This window comes from Enterococcus sp. AZ194, from assembly GCF_051713825.1.
Lineage (GTDB): Bacteria > Bacillota > Bacilli > Lactobacillales > Enterococcaceae > Enterococcus_K.
Window position 1 is genome coordinate 3,844,000 of the sequence record NZ_JBIOQR010000001.1, and the last position, 15,475, is coordinate 3,859,474.

Annotated in this window: 12 protein-coding genes and 1 other annotated feature; of the genes, 7 read left to right on the forward strand and 5 right to left on the reverse strand. The window is 39.1% G+C overall.

The window, feature by feature from the left end; genetic code table 11:
• Positions 1-38 precede the first annotated feature (38 nt).
• The 3 genes from IGI37_RS17810 to IGI37_RS17820 form a co-directional block, all read right to left on the reverse strand.
• Positions 39-758 carry a pseudouridine synthase gene (locus tag IGI37_RS17810; protein WP_438763424.1) on the reverse strand — a complete coding sequence of 240 codons (720 nt, stop codon included), beginning with the start codon at positions 756-758 and terminating at the stop codon, positions 39-41.
• A gap of 61 nt (positions 759-819) precedes the next feature.
• Positions 820-2,466, reverse strand: coding sequence for a putative polysaccharide biosynthesis protein (locus tag IGI37_RS17815; RefSeq protein ID WP_438763425.1), 1,647 nt, complete (start codon positions 2,464-2,466; stop codon positions 820-822).
• A complete protein-coding gene (locus IGI37_RS17820; RefSeq protein ID WP_438763426.1) occupies positions 2,459-2,656 on the reverse strand; it encodes a hypothetical protein in 198 nt (65 codons plus the stop codon). Before IGI37_RS17820 ends, IGI37_RS17815 begins: the two co-directional genes overlap by 8 nt.
• 89 nt (positions 2,657-2,745) lie before the next feature.
• Here IGI37_RS17820 and IGI37_RS17825 point away from each other — a divergent pair, with 89 nt between their 5' ends.
• A complete protein-coding gene (locus tag IGI37_RS17825) occupies positions 2,746-4,293 on the forward strand; it encodes a UDP-N-acetylmuramoyl-L-alanyl-D-glutamate--L-lysine ligase (RefSeq protein WP_438763427.1) in 1,548 nt (515 codons plus the stop codon).
• A 388-nt stretch (positions 4,294-4,681) separates the two neighbouring features.
• On the opposite strand, the gene leuS is transcribed toward IGI37_RS17825, so the two are convergent.
• Together leuS and IGI37_RS17835 are read right to left on the reverse strand one after the other, a co-directional pair.
• Positions 4,682-7,195, reverse strand: a complete 2,514-nt coding sequence (leuS, locus tag IGI37_RS17830; protein ID WP_438763428.1) for a leucine--tRNA ligase — start codon at positions 7,193-7,195, stop codon at positions 4,682-4,684.
• A 51-nt stretch (positions 7,196-7,246) separates the two neighbouring features.
• Positions 7,247-7,456, reverse strand: a binding site (T-box leader).
• Positions 7,457-7,502: 46 nt separating this feature from the next.
• Entirely contained in the window at positions 7,503-9,854 is a 2,352-nt protein-coding gene (locus IGI37_RS17835; RefSeq protein ID WP_438763429.1) for a LysM peptidoglycan-binding domain-containing protein, read from the reverse strand.
• A 420-nt stretch (positions 9,855-10,274) separates the two neighbouring features.
• Here IGI37_RS17835 and IGI37_RS17840 point away from each other — a divergent pair, with 420 nt between their 5' ends.
• From IGI37_RS17840 to tnpC, 6 genes are all read left to right on the forward strand, one after another.
• Positions 10,275-10,925 carry a phosphatase PAP2 family protein gene (locus tag IGI37_RS17840; protein WP_438763430.1) on the forward strand — a complete coding sequence of 217 codons (651 nt, stop codon included), beginning with the start codon at positions 10,275-10,277 and terminating at the stop codon, positions 10,923-10,925.
• A gap of 29 nt (positions 10,926-10,954) precedes the next feature.
• Complete coding sequence (locus IGI37_RS17845; protein ID WP_438763431.1) at positions 10,955-11,914, forward strand: TIGR01212 family radical SAM protein; 960 nt, start codon at positions 10,955-10,957, stop codon at positions 11,912-11,914.
• Positions 11,914-12,483 (forward strand): class I SAM-dependent methyltransferase, encoded by a 570-nt coding sequence (locus IGI37_RS17850; protein ID WP_438763432.1) that lies wholly within the window; start codon positions 11,914-11,916, stop codon positions 12,481-12,483. Before IGI37_RS17845 ends, IGI37_RS17850 begins: the two co-directional genes overlap by 1 nt.
• Before the next feature lie 495 nt (positions 12,484-12,978).
• Positions 12,979-13,161 (forward strand): hypothetical protein, encoded by a 183-nt coding sequence (locus tag IGI37_RS17855; RefSeq protein ID WP_438763433.1) that lies wholly within the window; start codon positions 12,979-12,981, stop codon positions 13,159-13,161.
• A gap of 1 nt (position 13,162) precedes the next feature.
• Positions 13,163-13,516 carry an IS66 family insertion sequence element accessory protein TnpB gene (tnpB, locus tag IGI37_RS17860; RefSeq protein ID WP_438759491.1) on the forward strand — a complete coding sequence of 118 codons (354 nt, stop codon included), beginning with the start codon at positions 13,163-13,165 and terminating at the stop codon, positions 13,514-13,516.
• 117 nt (positions 13,517-13,633) lie between these two features.
• A complete protein-coding gene (gene tnpC, locus IGI37_RS17865) occupies positions 13,634-15,235 on the forward strand; it encodes an IS66 family transposase (protein ID WP_438763685.1) in 1,602 nt (533 codons plus the stop codon).
• Positions 15,236-15,475 lie beyond the last annotated feature (240 nt).

Here is a 15,475-nt window from a genome sequence, read left to right on the forward strand (position 1 = left end):
TACAACTTCCCCCACTCTAAATCACAATGACTCCCCATTCATTCCCCTTTTATCTTTCCTAATTCTTCTTCAGTTAGTTGGCGATAGCTTCCTAGTTCAATATCTTCTGGTAGGTACAAATTACCCATTCTTATCCTCTTCAGGTAGGTAACTTCTTTACCTACTGCTGCGACCATACGTTTTACTTGATGGAATTTCCCCTCATGAAGTATCAATTTTATCTCTGAAGTGTGCATCGCCTCATCCACCGAGACAATTGTAAGCTTCGCTGGCAATGTTTGTTCTTCTCCACTGATAATTACGCCTGCTTCAAAAGCAGTGATATCTTCATTGGTCATAATCCCTGCTACATGGGCATAATATTCTTTTTCGACATGTTTTTTTGGTGATAATAATTGGTGCGAAAGAACACCGTCATTGGTAATTAATAATAAGCCTTCCGTGTCCTTATCTAAGCGACCAACAGGGAAGAGGTCTTCCCGATATTCTTCATCACTAAATAGATCCAAGACCGTTTCATCGTAATTATCCTGTGTCGCCGAGATTACCCCTTGTGGTTTATTCAGCAGGTAATAAAAGTCTTTTTGGTAGGTAATTTTCTCCCCCTCAAACGTAATCTGATCTAGTTTTTCTTTGACCTGAAATTTATCACTTTTGATGGTTTCACCGTTCACTTGAACCTGCCCTTTTTTGATGAATACTTTGACTTCTTTACGACTCCCTAAGCCAACATCTGCTAAAAATTTATCTAAGCGCATTCCGATTTCCTCCTAAAAAAGAGTGGAGCTGACTTATGTCATGGTCTCCACTCAACGATCGTTATTTTATCTTTAATTTTCTGCGTAAACTTCCAATGCGTTCTCCGAGAAGCTTATCTGCTAGTCGTGTTTTTAGTGCAAGATATCCATAGACTGCACCACCTACTGCTGCAACAAGTACCACTAGAATAAACGACTGGAACTTACTATTTACATCTAGGACTAAACCAAAGATTACTCTGGCAATTCCTGCTGCAACCATCATAATAAGCGTCATAAGGAATATCAACAAGACCCTGCGTGCGGTCAAATTAATATTAAATCGTGTCACTTTATGGATTTTCCTAACAATCAGATAACATGAAACAGCAAAACCAATCATCGTCGCCATCAAAGGTCCATAAACCTCAAGCAAACGAATCAATGGGTACTGCAAAATTAGTTTCACGATAAAACCAATAACTAGGTAAACAATTGCAGCGGTATTCTGATACATCCCCTGTAGCATATTGGAGGCTAACATATATAATCCTAGGAATAACCCAGCAATACAAGCCTGTATCAAGACTTTTGTTCCCAAATGATCCGGTGAATAGAATAAAGTATTTAATGGGAATGCCAATAATATCATCCCAAAGGTTGCCGGAAACATCACAAAGGCAAACAGTTGAAAATTATTATTGGTCAATTTGGCTAGGCCAATATGATCTTTAATCGTAGCTGCTTCCGTAATTAACGGTAAGCCTGCCATTGCAATAGAGGTTGCTAAGGCGATTACCACCATCGTCAACTTATCTGGATTAGCACTAAACACCGAGAACAACTCGATTAAATGGTCATGAGAGTAGGCTGTTGCCCCTGCCATCACCTTTACAAAGGTCATTTGGTCAACCAATTTGAAAATAGTTACCCCTGAACCAACGATAATAAACGGAATCGCTTCTTTTACCGTCTCAACTAATAAGTCTTTAGTGGCTAGAGTTAATTGATTTGCGCTTTTTTCAACAAAAACATCCATTGTTACCTTTTGTTTTTGTAGGAAATAGGTTAATACGACAAACGAAGCAAGCATACCGACAAAAGCTGCTAACGTCGATTGAGTTACAGCGGCAACATAATCGCCGCTCCCAACTTTCATAATGATGAAAGCAGTCAATAGCATATAAAACACGCGAGCCACTTGTTCCACAATTTGTGATAAAGCAAATGGCATCATTTCTTGATTTCCTTGGAAATAGCCACGAATGACACTCATACAAGGAAAAACCAAAACAGCCACACTTAATGCGCGCATTGTTGGAATCAAGTCTTTTCCGCCACCTGATGCTTCGGCGAGCCAAGGAGAGCCAATGTACATAATTCCGGCAAACGCGACACCTAATACGGCCATCATCTGCAACGCTCTGATAAATAGCTGACGACTTGTTTGGTATTCATTTAGCGAATTATAATGAGAGACTTGTTTGGCAATAGCCGCTGGGATCCCAGCAGTCGAAACCATCAGAAATAATGCATAGACATTGTAGCCCATGTTCATCAATCCGTTGGCCGTCTTGGCATGTTCGCCCATCCATGCATACCATGGAATGACGTAAATAGCACCCAATAATCGAGAAATAATATTGCTGGCCGTCATCCATGCCGAACCACGAGCCATTTTTTCTTGATTGGTTAATTTTTTTGATTGCGGTTGTGTTTGATTATCCATCTGAATGATTACCAACTTTCTTCAAAGCATACTCCTCCATTTTAATTGTAATTCGCCAAACTAGCAATCTCTTTTGCAAAATATTATAGTAGGAACAGAATTCTTTTGCTGATTTTTGATTTTTTTCTATTCCTTTGACCACTAAAAAATCAAAAGCGCCTATGGTATAATTGAGAAAGTTTAAAGGCATCTGAATTTTCACTTCAGATCACTTTTTCGTTATTCATTCAATCAGCTCTTTATTTTTATAAAATACAACCCAAAAGTGAGGCATCTCTTATGACGTTTTCCCTAGATAAAATTCGCACATTATTACTTGAACACCAACTATTAAAAGAATTTGTAACTACTGATGGTTGGCATCTTCAATTAACTGAGCTTTCTACCCGCTCTTTCACAAAAATTTCCTACGATTCTCGTCAGGTAGACCGCGATACGCTCTTTTTCTGTAAAGGTCTGAATTTCAAAGAAGAATACTTAGTTTCAGCTATTCAAGCAGGGCTTTCTTGTTATGTTGCAGAACAGCCCTACGAAGTTAACGCGCAATGCGCCATCATTGTCACAGATATTCGCAAAGCTATGGCCGTTCTTAGCATGGCCTTTTATGACTATCCTCAAAATGAACTGACCGTTATTGGGTTTACCGGAACTAAAGGAAAGACGACTGCGGCTTATTTTACAAAAGCCATCTTAGATCAGACGACTCAAAACAAAACAGCTTTACTTTCGACGATGAATACCACATTAGACGGAGTAAATTATTTCAAGTCTCATCTAACTACGCCAGAATCTCTAGATTTATATAAAATGATGCGCCAGGCAGTAGACAATCAGATGAGCCATCTAGTTATGGAAGTCTCTTCTCAAGCTTATAAAACACAGCGCGTATATGGGTTAACATTTGATATCGGCCTATTCCTAAATATTTCACCAGACCATATTAGCCCAATTGAACACCCGACCTTTGACGACTATTTCTATTGCAAACGTCAGCTGTTACTTCATTCTAAAAAAGTCATCATCAATCATGAAACTGACTACTATGCGCTTTTAGCTGAATCGATTAACCAAGCGGGTGTTCCCGTACTGACTTATGGTCGAGAGAAGACGGCTGATTTTCAAGTGGTTACAGATCAAACCGATTCACTTGCGTTTCACTTATCGCATACACAACAAGCTGTAGCTCACACAAACAAACAGGACTTACCGATGATTGATGGCGACTATCGAATCCTTTTAGCAGGTGATTTTAATCAAGAAAACGCCGCAAGTGCCTTGTTAGCTGCCAGCCTTGCCGGAGCTTCTGTATCAGACGGTCAAACAGGATTAGCTCATGCACGTGTGCCTGGCCGAATGGATCAATTAACTCATAAAAATGGTGCCTCTGTATTTGTTGATTATGCCCATAATTATTTGAGTTTAAAAAATTTGCTGCAATTTGCTAAAAAAGAGAATCCGACTGGGAAGCTAATCGTTATTATCGGTAGCCCGGGAGACAAAGCTATCTCTCGTCGAAAAGATTTCGGCGTTGTTCTTTCCGAACTTTGTGACATCGCTATTTTGACTACAGATGACCCAGCTCATGAATCCCCTCAAAAAATTGCTGAGGAAATTGCTGCAGCGATTACCAATAAGCAGGTCGATGTTCGTTTTGAAATGGACCGATCTCACGCAATCGAATCCGCCTTATCGCTTTGTACGGCACAAGACACAGTCGTCATCGCCGGCAAGGGTGTCGATTTGTATCAAAAAGTCTTAGGAAAAGATGAACCTTACGAGGGTGACTACTTTATTGCTAAACGACTAATTGAAGAATCTGACATTTGAAATGGCGGAGTGTTGGAAAGTTACTCGAATGAACTAGACCGCAAAAGGAGCATGAGACATAACTCAAAAAGTTATGCCCATGCTCCTATTTCCCGAATAAACGGTGGGTACAGAAGCAACTCCTTCGGAAATAAGCTGAAATTCACAAAAATTTGAAGAGCACCACGTAGGAATCAATCAACATCGAAAGAAAGGCTTTCGTGTTTCTTGTCATTTCCGTGAATTCCCTCTTATTGCTGTAAAACACAACGAAGCATGAGTTGATGTTGCACAGTACCTACCCGGTTCTCGGAGTTAAACACTTCTGTCCCAACCTCCTTTTACTTTTATATCACAAATAAAAATAGCCATTCTCCAAAACACAGAGAATGGCTACTGCTTTTAAAAGCTAATTTGCTACGATATTCACCAATTTGTTTGGCACAACAATCACTTTTCGGATTGTTTTTCCTTCGATATTGGCTTGGATAGTTTCATCTGCCATCGCTAGTTTTTCTAATTCCTCTTTTGACAAGTCACGTGCAACATTGACTTTCGCACGAACTTTTCCGTTAATTTGGAAAACAACTTCAATTTCATCTTCTACTAATTCTGCTTCATCATAGGTTGGCCACGGAACATAAGAAATGCCTTCTTTATTACCCAAAATAGCCCATAATTCTTCTCCAATGTGTGGAGCAACTGGTGCTAATAATTGAACAAAACCTTCCATGTATTCATATGGTAGAACCTCAGCCTTATACGCTTCATTTACAAAGACCATCAGCTGTGAAATCCCGGTGTTAAAATGTAAATTATTGAAATCCTCTGTCACTTTTTTGACTGTTTGATGATAAACCTTGGTCAGCTTTCCATCATTTACAGTCGTAATTCTATCGCGCATCTTGTTATTTTCATCAACTAATAGACGCCATACGCGATCTAGGAATTTGCGACTTCCTTCAAGACCATTCTCGCTCCAAGCAATCGAAGCATCTAATGGGCCCATGAACATTTCATACATCCGCAACGTATCTGCACCATATTTTTCGATTACATCATCAGGGTTCACAACATTTTTTAATGACTTGCTCATCTTCGCAGGTGCTTCTTCCAGTTCTTCACCTGTCTCAATACTCACCCAAACACCTTCACGCTTTTCGACCATATTGGTTGGCACTAACGCACCACGGCTATCACGGAAGCTTTGACCTAGAATCATACCTTGGTTATATAGTTTTTGGAACGGTTCTTTCGTTGGAACCACACCGATATCGTATAAGAATTTGTGCCAGAAGCGAGCATATAATAAATGCAATACCGCATGCTCTGCTCCGCCAATATAGATATCTACTGGCATCCAGCGTTCAAGCTTTTCAAAGTTCGCTAATTCATTTTTGTTATGTGGGTCGATAAAACGCAGATAATACCATGAGCTACCTGCCCATTGCGGCATAGTATTCGTTTCACGGCGACCTTTCATACCTGTTTTTGGATCAATCACATTTACCCAATCAGTAATATTCGCTAGTGGAGACTCACCTGTTCCACTTGGTTGAATATTTTCTGTTTTTGGCAATACTAGCGGTAATTCTGATTCTGGTACAGTTGTTGTCGTGCCATCTTCCCAATGAATCACAGGAATTGGTTCTCCCCAATAGCGTTGACGAGAGAATAACCAATCACGCAAACGATAACTCACTTCTTTTTTTCCAACCTGTTGTTCTTCTAACCAGTGATTCATCTTTTCGATTGCTTCTTCTTTACCCATACCATCAAGAAACTCTGAATTAATATGTGGGCCATCACCCACATAAGCTTCTTTGGTTACGTCGCCCCCAGCAACCACTGGAAGAATCTCAATATCAAAGGTTTTCGCAAATTCATAGTCTCGTTCATCATGCGCCGGAACGGCCATAATTGCCCCGGTTCCATAAGAAGCAAGAACATAATCGGCAATCCAAATCGGTACTTCTTTGCCATTTACCGGATTAATCGCATACGCGCCTGTAAAAACCCCTGTCTTTTCTTTCGCTAAATCGGTTCGCTTCAAATCAGATTTTTTTGAAGCTTCTTCAATGTAGGCTTCCACTGCTTCTTTTTGCTTAGACGTCGTAATCCTTTTGACTAGTTCAAGCTCAGGTGCAAGTACTGCGTAAGTTGCACCAAATAAGGTATCCGGACGGGTTGTGAATACTGTAAAGGAGTCCTCTGTCCCAGCAATCTTAAAATCGACGTTAGCACCAACTGAACGACCAATCCAGTTTCGTTGCATCTCTTTGATACTTTCTGGCCAGTCCACGGTCTCTAAGTCATCTAACAAACGGTCAGCGTACGCCGTAATTTTTAACATCCATTGACGCATTGGCTTGCGAATGACATCGTACCCCCCACGCTCACTTTTTCCATCAATAACTTCTTCATTAGAGATCACTGTTCCTAATTCAGGAACCCAGTTTACAGCGACTTCCGCTTCATAAGCCAAGCCTTTTTCATAAAGCTTTGTAAAAATCCATTGTGTCCATTTATAGTACTCAGGATCTGTCGTGTTCAGTTCACGATTCCAATCATAACTAAAACCTAACGCGTTAATTTGACGGCGGAAGGTTTCAATATTCTTTTTCGTAAATTCTGCCGGATCATTCCCTGTATCTAACGCATATTGTTCTGCAGGTAAACCAAACGCATCCCAGCCCATTGGATGTAAGACATTGTATCCTTGGCTTCGTTTGATTCGTGACAAAATATCTGTCGCAGTGTAGCCTTCTGGATGTCCTACATGTAACCCTTGTCCTGATGGGTATGGGAACATATCTAATGCATAAAATTTAGGTTTTGCTGGGTCATCATGTGTATTAAACGTATTCGTTTTGGCCCAATATTTTTGCCATTTTTTTTCTATTTCTTTGTGGTTATAACTCATGGTTCTCCTCCTTTATACTAAAAAAAGTCCTATAAAAAGAGTTTTCTCTTTTTATAGGACGTAATCTACGTGGTACCACCTACATTTACCTTTTGTACAAAAGGCCTCAAACGTCTTAACGATCGTCACCGTACCCACTTACTTATTGTTTCAGTAGGTATACGAGAAAGGCGAGTTCAAAAGCATCCATACACATTTCCACCAACCATGTGCTCTCTATCATTTCAAACTTTTTACTAATTCCTTTTTATCCGTTTATCTATTTCAATAGTTTCATACTACCAAATTTAGACAGTGAATTCAATTCTTATTTTAATTTAAGTTTTTGTCCGACATAAATCATATCTGAACTTAATTTATTTAAGGATTTTATTTTATCTACTGACAAACCATGTTTTTTTGCAATTGTCCACAAGGTATCGCCACTTTTCACTTGGTACGTATCCGCATTGGTCGTGGTATTATTTGACGCTGCGTTAGATTCCGCTGTATTCGTGTTCGTTGAGGTTCCACCCGTTTTTGAAATAATCACTTTTTGACCTGGATAGATAAAGTCGTTTTTAATGTTATTCCAGCTTCTAAAGTCGCTCATGCTAATACCGTGAGTTTTAGAAATTCCCCAGACAGAGTCACCGGATTTAACCGTATAGTACTTACTTTCTGATGAGCTGTTTCCTGTATTCGTATTTGCATTAGAAGAATTGTTTGAATTATTTGAACTTCCAGTTGAACCAGCATCATTAGATGTACTTGAACCACCTTTAACCACTAGCTTCTGTCCTGGATAAATGAAGTCATTCTTAATGTTATTCCAACTTCTTAATTGGCTCATAGTAATGCCATATTTATTCGAAATGGCCCAGACAGAGTCACCAGATTTGACGGTATAGGTTTGGCTTGTCCCAGCTGACGAATTATTCGATGAACTGTTTGATGAACCATTATTAGAAGAACTATTATTCGTATTGTTTGATGAGCTATTCGAATTAGCTGAGCCTTTTTTAACCGTTAATTTTTGACCTGGGTAGATAAAGTCATTTTTTATATTGTTCCAGCTTCTTAACTGATCCATAGTAATCCCGTATTTGTTCGAGATGGCCCAGACAGAATCACCGGATTTGACGGTATAAGTTTGGCTTGTCCCAGACGAATTATTCGACGAATTGTTTGTTGAGCCAGATGAACCACTGTTCGTATTGTTTGAATTAGAACCTGAAGCACCTTTTTTAACAATCAACTTTTGACCTGGGTAGATAAAGTCATTTTTTATATTGTTCCAGCTTCTTAATTGGCTCATACTAATGCCATATTTGTTTGAAATGGCCCAAATTGAGTCACCAGATTTAACTGTGTAGGTCTGACTCGTGTTCGATGATGAATCGTTTGAAGAACTATTGTTATCATTTGAAGAACCTGTGTTAGTATTTCCAGATGAGCTATTATTCGAACCAGTAGAAGTCCCTTTTTTAACCACTAATTTTTGACCTGGATAAATAAGATCATTCTTAATGTTATTCCAGCTTCTTAATTGGCTCATGCTAATGCCATACTTATTAGAGATTGCCCAGACAGAGTCGCCTGATTTAACTGTATAATATTGACTGGCACTAGATGAACTATTCCCCGTATTACTGTTACCAGTATTACTATTAGAATTGTTGCCAGATGAGTTATTCGAGTTGCCCGTTGAATTATTACCGGTTCCCGTTGAAGCTCCCCCATTACTGACTACTAATTTCTGGCCTGGGTAAATAAAATCATTTTTTATATTATTCCAGCTTCTCAATTGATTCATCGTAATTCCGTATTTTTGTGAAATAGCCCAAATAGAATCACCTGATTTAACCGTATAATACTGTTTGCCAGCCGTTGATCCCGTATCACCACTGTTTGAACCACCTGTATTGGTGTTTCCCGTATTTCCAGTATTTCCAGCATTTCCGTTATTCCCGGTATTTCCAGAGTTCCCTGTATTGGCACCCCCACCTGCATTCCCGGATGCTGGCGTATCGTATTTAGTTAAACCATATGTCGAAATAATTCGATTTAACTTACTCGCATAAGAAGGATCAGTTGCGTAACGACCAGTTAACCAAGCTGTCGCATCAAGATAAGAAGAGGTATTACTTTTCCATGTACCTGAATAGTAATAAACACCCGCTTGAAGAGAAACATTTCTTAAGACATAGGCATTATCGGCAAACGATTCTGCATACGAAGGATATTTCCGAAACGGCTCTTTTTTACTAACCCATCGTCCATTCAAATATTCCATCGTATCCATATAAACAGTTTGGCCATGATAGCTTCCCTTAATACCAAATAAATTGTAGTTAGGTGCCGCAGATAACCCACTCGCACCCCAACCACTTTCAACAATCGCTTGGGCAATCATAACGGAGGCGTATAGATCATTGGCACTAGCTACAGGTTGTGCATACGTAGCAATTTGAGAAATAAAAGCAGAAGTATTTGTTCGTAAGGCGACTTGGTTGGATTCAGTTGCGTGCGCTTCTAGTGGGGCAAACAATGGCGCACCGATAGAACAGCTCATCATAGCCGTTCCCATAACTGTCGCGCCCTTTTTCATCTGTTTAAAAGCAAGACGCTGTGCTTCAGCCTTGCGTCTATCTTTTCTAGGGATATAGGATTCTTTCATTTTTTTCCTCCGAGTTTTCTTCCGTTCTAATTTTAAGAGATAATTCAATTATAACTTTTCTTTTCTTTTATTAAAAGATTTTTAAGAAATAAAAGTAATTTGTAATCTCTCTGTAAACTAAAGAATAACGCTCGTTTTGTATAAATCAGAAACCTTGTTACACCGGTTGACAACAAAAGTTATTTTATTTGCTTTTCTGATTTCTATTTTTCGTTTATTACAGTGAGGTTACTGTTATTTATTAAAAGAGAATTTTTATAAAATAAGAAAAATTTTAATCTTGCATTATTGCCGCTTTTTCAAAATCAAAATAAATGATTCAACTAATTTTTCACCACTTACTAGAAATTCTCTCCTCTCTTCTTTTTCCAAATGAAAAGTGATGATATAATAGCTTCATTGTATAAATTGGAGGTTTCAATGAAAAATAAACTTTATTATCAATATGCTGGTAGTAGCTTGTTACTTATCTTTGTCTTTTTAGGTTATGTTGTGCGTTTCTATCCTTCTTGGTTAAAAGGCTTTGATCAAGCACTGACTTCTCTCGTTCGCGCACCTTACCCGAACTGGAATTCTTTTTATTTATGGATCACTAAGTTTGGCAATCCCAGCACAATGATTATCTTAACTATTGCCTTTTTATTCGTTTTGTTAGTCGGAAAACGCTATGCTGAAGCACTTTGGTTAACTCTCAACATCGGCTTGATTGGTGGCGTTGTAAATCCTTTGATTAAATTAGTTTTTGTGCGCCCACGTCCAACATTGACACACTTGGTTCATGAAACAAGCTACAGTTTTCCTAGCGGGCACTCAAACGGGAGTATGTTACTTTTTGGTACGTTAATCTTTCTAGTCCCAATAGTTGTTCAAAATAAACAAGTAAGAATCATTCTACAAATCTTACTTGGCCTACTCATCGTAACAATTGGTATCAGTCGAATTTATGCAGGTGTTCATTTTCCAAGTGACGTCTTAGGTGGCTTTTGTTTGGGACTTTCCTGGTTACTACTGACCTATCCTATTTATGAAGAAAAACGGTTTGTTTGGCGTTTCAAAAGTAAACAGCAGTAAGTTGATTCAAGAAAGAAGGATATAAACTGATGAACTTTCCTTATTCAGAAGATGGCACCAAACGTTACCACTCATGGAACTATGCTTTGCGCGAAGAATTTGGTGGCAAAATATTCAAGGTTCCTGTAGATGGTGGGTTTGATTGTCCAAACAGAGATGGTACGGTCGCACATGGTGGCTGTACCTTTTGCAGTGTTTCTGGTTCTGGTGATATGATCGTCGCCCCTGAAGAACCTTTACCGATTCAGTTTCAAAAAGAGATAGATGAAATGCATAAAAAATGGCCGAATGTGCAACAATATATTGTGTATTTCCAAAACTTTACCAATACACACGCACCTGTTGAAGTCATACGGGAACGTTTTGAACAAGTAGTTAATTTACCCGGTGTCGTAGGTATTTCTATAGGGACACGTCCCGACTGTTTACCCGATGAAGTCGTCGATTACCTAGCTGAGCTGAACCAACGTTACTATTTGTGGGTGGAGTTAGGCCTACAGTCAACCTACGAACAAACCAGTGACTTGATTAACCGAGCCCATGATTATCAAACCTATTTAGACGGTGTCAGCAAACTAAGAAAACATAATATCCGTATCTGTACCCACTTAATCAATGGCTTACCTGGAGAAACTATCGAAATGATGCGTGAAAATGTCAAACGAACAATTCTAGATTCTGATATTCAAGGAATCAAACTTCACCTACTTCATTTAATGACCAATACGCGGATGCTAAGAGATTATCAGGAAGGACGACTTCAATTAATGTCTCGAGAAGACTATGTATCTGTCATTTGCGACCAGCTAGAAATGATTCCTAAAGAAATCATTATTCACCGCTTAACTGGAGATGCACCTTGGGACTCGTTGGTTGGGCCGATGTGGAGCTTGAAAAAATGGGAAGTTTTAAATGCCATTGATGCAGAATTAATTCGAAGAGACTCCTACCAAGGAAAATTTGATGTACGACAAAAGGAGCGGGTCTAATGTTGCAAACTGCCTTACATTACAGCCATACCTTACTAAAAGAAATCCTTCAACCAGGAGACATTGCCGTTGATGCAACCATGGGTAACGGCTTTGACACCTTATTTATGGCAGAGCTAGTAGGAAAAACTGGACACGTCTATAGCTTTGACGTTCAAGAACAAGCCCTGAACACAACGCAAGAAAAATTGCTGGAAGCAGACTTATCTACTCGTGCCCACCTTTACCTACAAGGGCACGAAACAATAGGTATGATTTTACCTAGGGAAACACCCATAAAGGCTGCTGTTTTCAATCTAGGTTACCTACCTAAAAGTGATAAATCGATCATTACTTTGCCCACCACGACCAAGATAGCTATGGACGAAATTCTCCTTCGTTTGGCCCCAAGAGGACGCTTGATTTTGGTCGCCTACTATGGTCACGTTGGCGGCGTGGAAGAACTAACTATGGTCAGAGACTACTGTGAAAGATTACCACAAGAACAATTCAGTGTCTTAAACTACCAATTTATCAATCAAAAAAATCAACCACCCATCCTTTTTTGTATCGAGAGAAAAAAGAACTAAACATAAAATCCAACACCTGAAAAAAAGGCGTTGGATTTTTTGAAGTTTGTTTAACTAATGCTCGTTTAATTTTTCTATCTATAATAGATATTTTAAAACCAAGGCCGAAATAAAAATGACTAAGGTAATAATCAAATAAACTCGACTTCCTGCTCGAATTTTATCTGACTCCAAATCTGTCCCTTTAATTGTTCCTGCTTCAATTGATACTCCTTCCTCTTCTCTTTTAGCATTTGACTAATTTCCATTTATCTTCACCTACAATCTACTATTTTCACTACCTACTTCTCAATCCAATATATGGCACTCTATCGAAAAAGTCGATAGCAAATCATTGCTCCTATTGATTAAACAGGCTTTCTTCCGCTCCGCCTCATCAGATACAAAACAAAGTCTTCCCCTTTGTTTTACCGTAAGTGCCTAATAACTAGGTATCTATAATCAAGCGACACCTCCGGGTATACTTGGCTTATCAAGTAAATTGGAGGTGTTTGTTTGACCAAGACAAACGAAATTGTACCCATTCAGATTCATACACAGCCAGACCAGAAACAAAATCAGAAAGTAGTGAGTGCGAAGCTAGCTGCACGAATAAAAAGAAAAGATGGCTCTGAGATACATCTATATAATGGTATCAGTAGTTATATTCTTGCCGCAGTGCTTAGGGAGTTGAGATGACGTGCTTCTTGATTTCACTAAAGTAAAGAACTTGTATATCGTCACTGGGAAAACAGACCTTCGTCGTGGAATTGACGGATTGGCGAGTCTCATCCAACAAGAGTACGAGCTAGATGTTTATTCAGATGCCCTCTTCCTTTTTTGCGGTAATCGATGTGATCGTTTCAAAATTTTGTATTGGGATGGTGACGGCTTCCTCTTATGTTATAAAAGGATTCAAGATGGCCGACTCAAGTGGCCTAGAAAAAAAGAAGAGGTTCGACAACTAACTAGTCAACAAATTCGTTGGTTATTTGAAGGGTTGGACATCGATCAACCCAGGGCGATAAAGCCAGGGAAAAGAGGCCAATTCTAATAGATAAAAACCGTAATAAACATTGATTTAATGCGGTTTTTATCTGTTTTTTTGTTCTGAAAAATGGTATAATAAAGGGAAGAAAAATAGATAGAATGGTGGTGGATTTTTTTGGATATATCGACAGATGTAAGTTCAACAAATAACGTTGAGATTGATGTAAATGTCTTACTTGAACTTTTAAAAAATCAGACTGAAACGATTGATTCTCTAAAGAAAACCAACCAAGCATTAACCACCGAAATTCAACTACTGAATGAAAAACTCAACTACTTTATGAATCGCCAATTCGGGCGCTCAAAGGAAACTATTTCCTCAGATGTTAGTGGTCAATTAAATTTATTCACAGAGGAACTCGAAGAGGCCTCTATATTTACCGTACCCAAAGAAGAAAAACCGGCCCCTGAAAAAAAGTCTAAAAGGAAGAGTGGCCAAAAAGCTGAGAAAATCGCGCACCTTCCTTTAACTGAAATACACCATGAACTTCCACAAGAAGAACGTTCTTGTGAACATTGTGGTACTCAAATGATTGATATCGGTACAACAAAATTACGTGAAGAGGTCCGATTCCATCAAGCAATGTTGGATCGATTGGCTCACATTCAACACACTTATTGTTGTAAGGCATGTGAAAAGGCAGATGTTTCTTCCTATAAGAAGGCACCTGTTCCTAAACCAGTCGTCCCAAATAGTTTAGGCTCAAACAGTATTATTGCGGAAACAATCCGTCTAAAATTCGGTCAAAAAAGTCCAGCGAATCGCCAAGAAATTTATTGGCGAGAAACACTCGGACTCGATATCTCACGCGATAATATGACAAACTGGCATATCAAAGCTTGTCATCATGCGTTAGATCCGGTTGCCGAACGATTCAAACATTATTTGAATCAAGAAGAGATTCTTCATGCAGACGAGACGAGCTATCAAGTGATTCAGAGTAAAAAAGCAAAAACCTATTACTGGCTCTTCTCAACCGGGAAACATAGTGCACAGCCTATTGCCTATTACCATCATGCAGAGTCTAAATCTGGGACAGTACCGAAAGAGTTTTTGTCTGACTTTAAGGGGTATCTTCATTGTGATGGCTATGCAGGGTATAATTATGTAACGGATGTGAAGCTCGTCTATTGCCTTGCGCACGCACGTCGAAAGTTTTTTGAAGCCATCCCCAAAAATAGTAAGGCGAAACAAACACCAGCAGTTGTCGCCGTGAAGATGCTTGACATCTGGTTCGAGCTAGAACGCAAATGGAAGGAAGTCACCATTGAGGAACGTTTTGATAAGCGTCAAGGTTATCTGAAGCCATTGGTGAACAACTTTTATGAATGGCTAGATACGTTCGTTGCGGTCCCAAAATCGAAGCTAGAGAATGCCGTTGAGTATGTACGGAAGATACGAAGCGGATTTGAGCGAATCTTTGAGGATGGACGATTGGAATTAAGTAATAATTTGGCCGAGCGTCATATAAAAGAGCTGGTGATTGGGCGAAAAAATTACATGCATTCCTGTAGCTTGGAAGGCGCACGAACATCAGGCGTTATTTTGAGTATCTATCGAACGGCAGTAGCCAATGGTCTCGACCCGATTCGATATATAGAATTCCTATTTGATCGAGTACCAAATATGGAAACTCAATCAGATGAAGGGTTGGACGCCTTACTTCCCTGGAAACCAGATGTTCAAGCATTATGTAGAACTACTTATAAACAGACCAAATAACCTAAGCTTAGTATAAGGCTTGGGCTATTTGGCGTGTAGGTACTATTTTATTAGGCACTTACGTTTTACCTAGGTATTTCTAGGTACTCATAAAATCATTACCTGCTTAAGGGGACTGATGATAGTTTTGAAATAATCTGGAAAATACAATTCTCTAAAACTAACATTTTGTTTTCCCCCCCTCAACTATTTTGCAACAAAAAGGAGCACCCCTTCACTGAAGGTTTACTCCATTCTCTA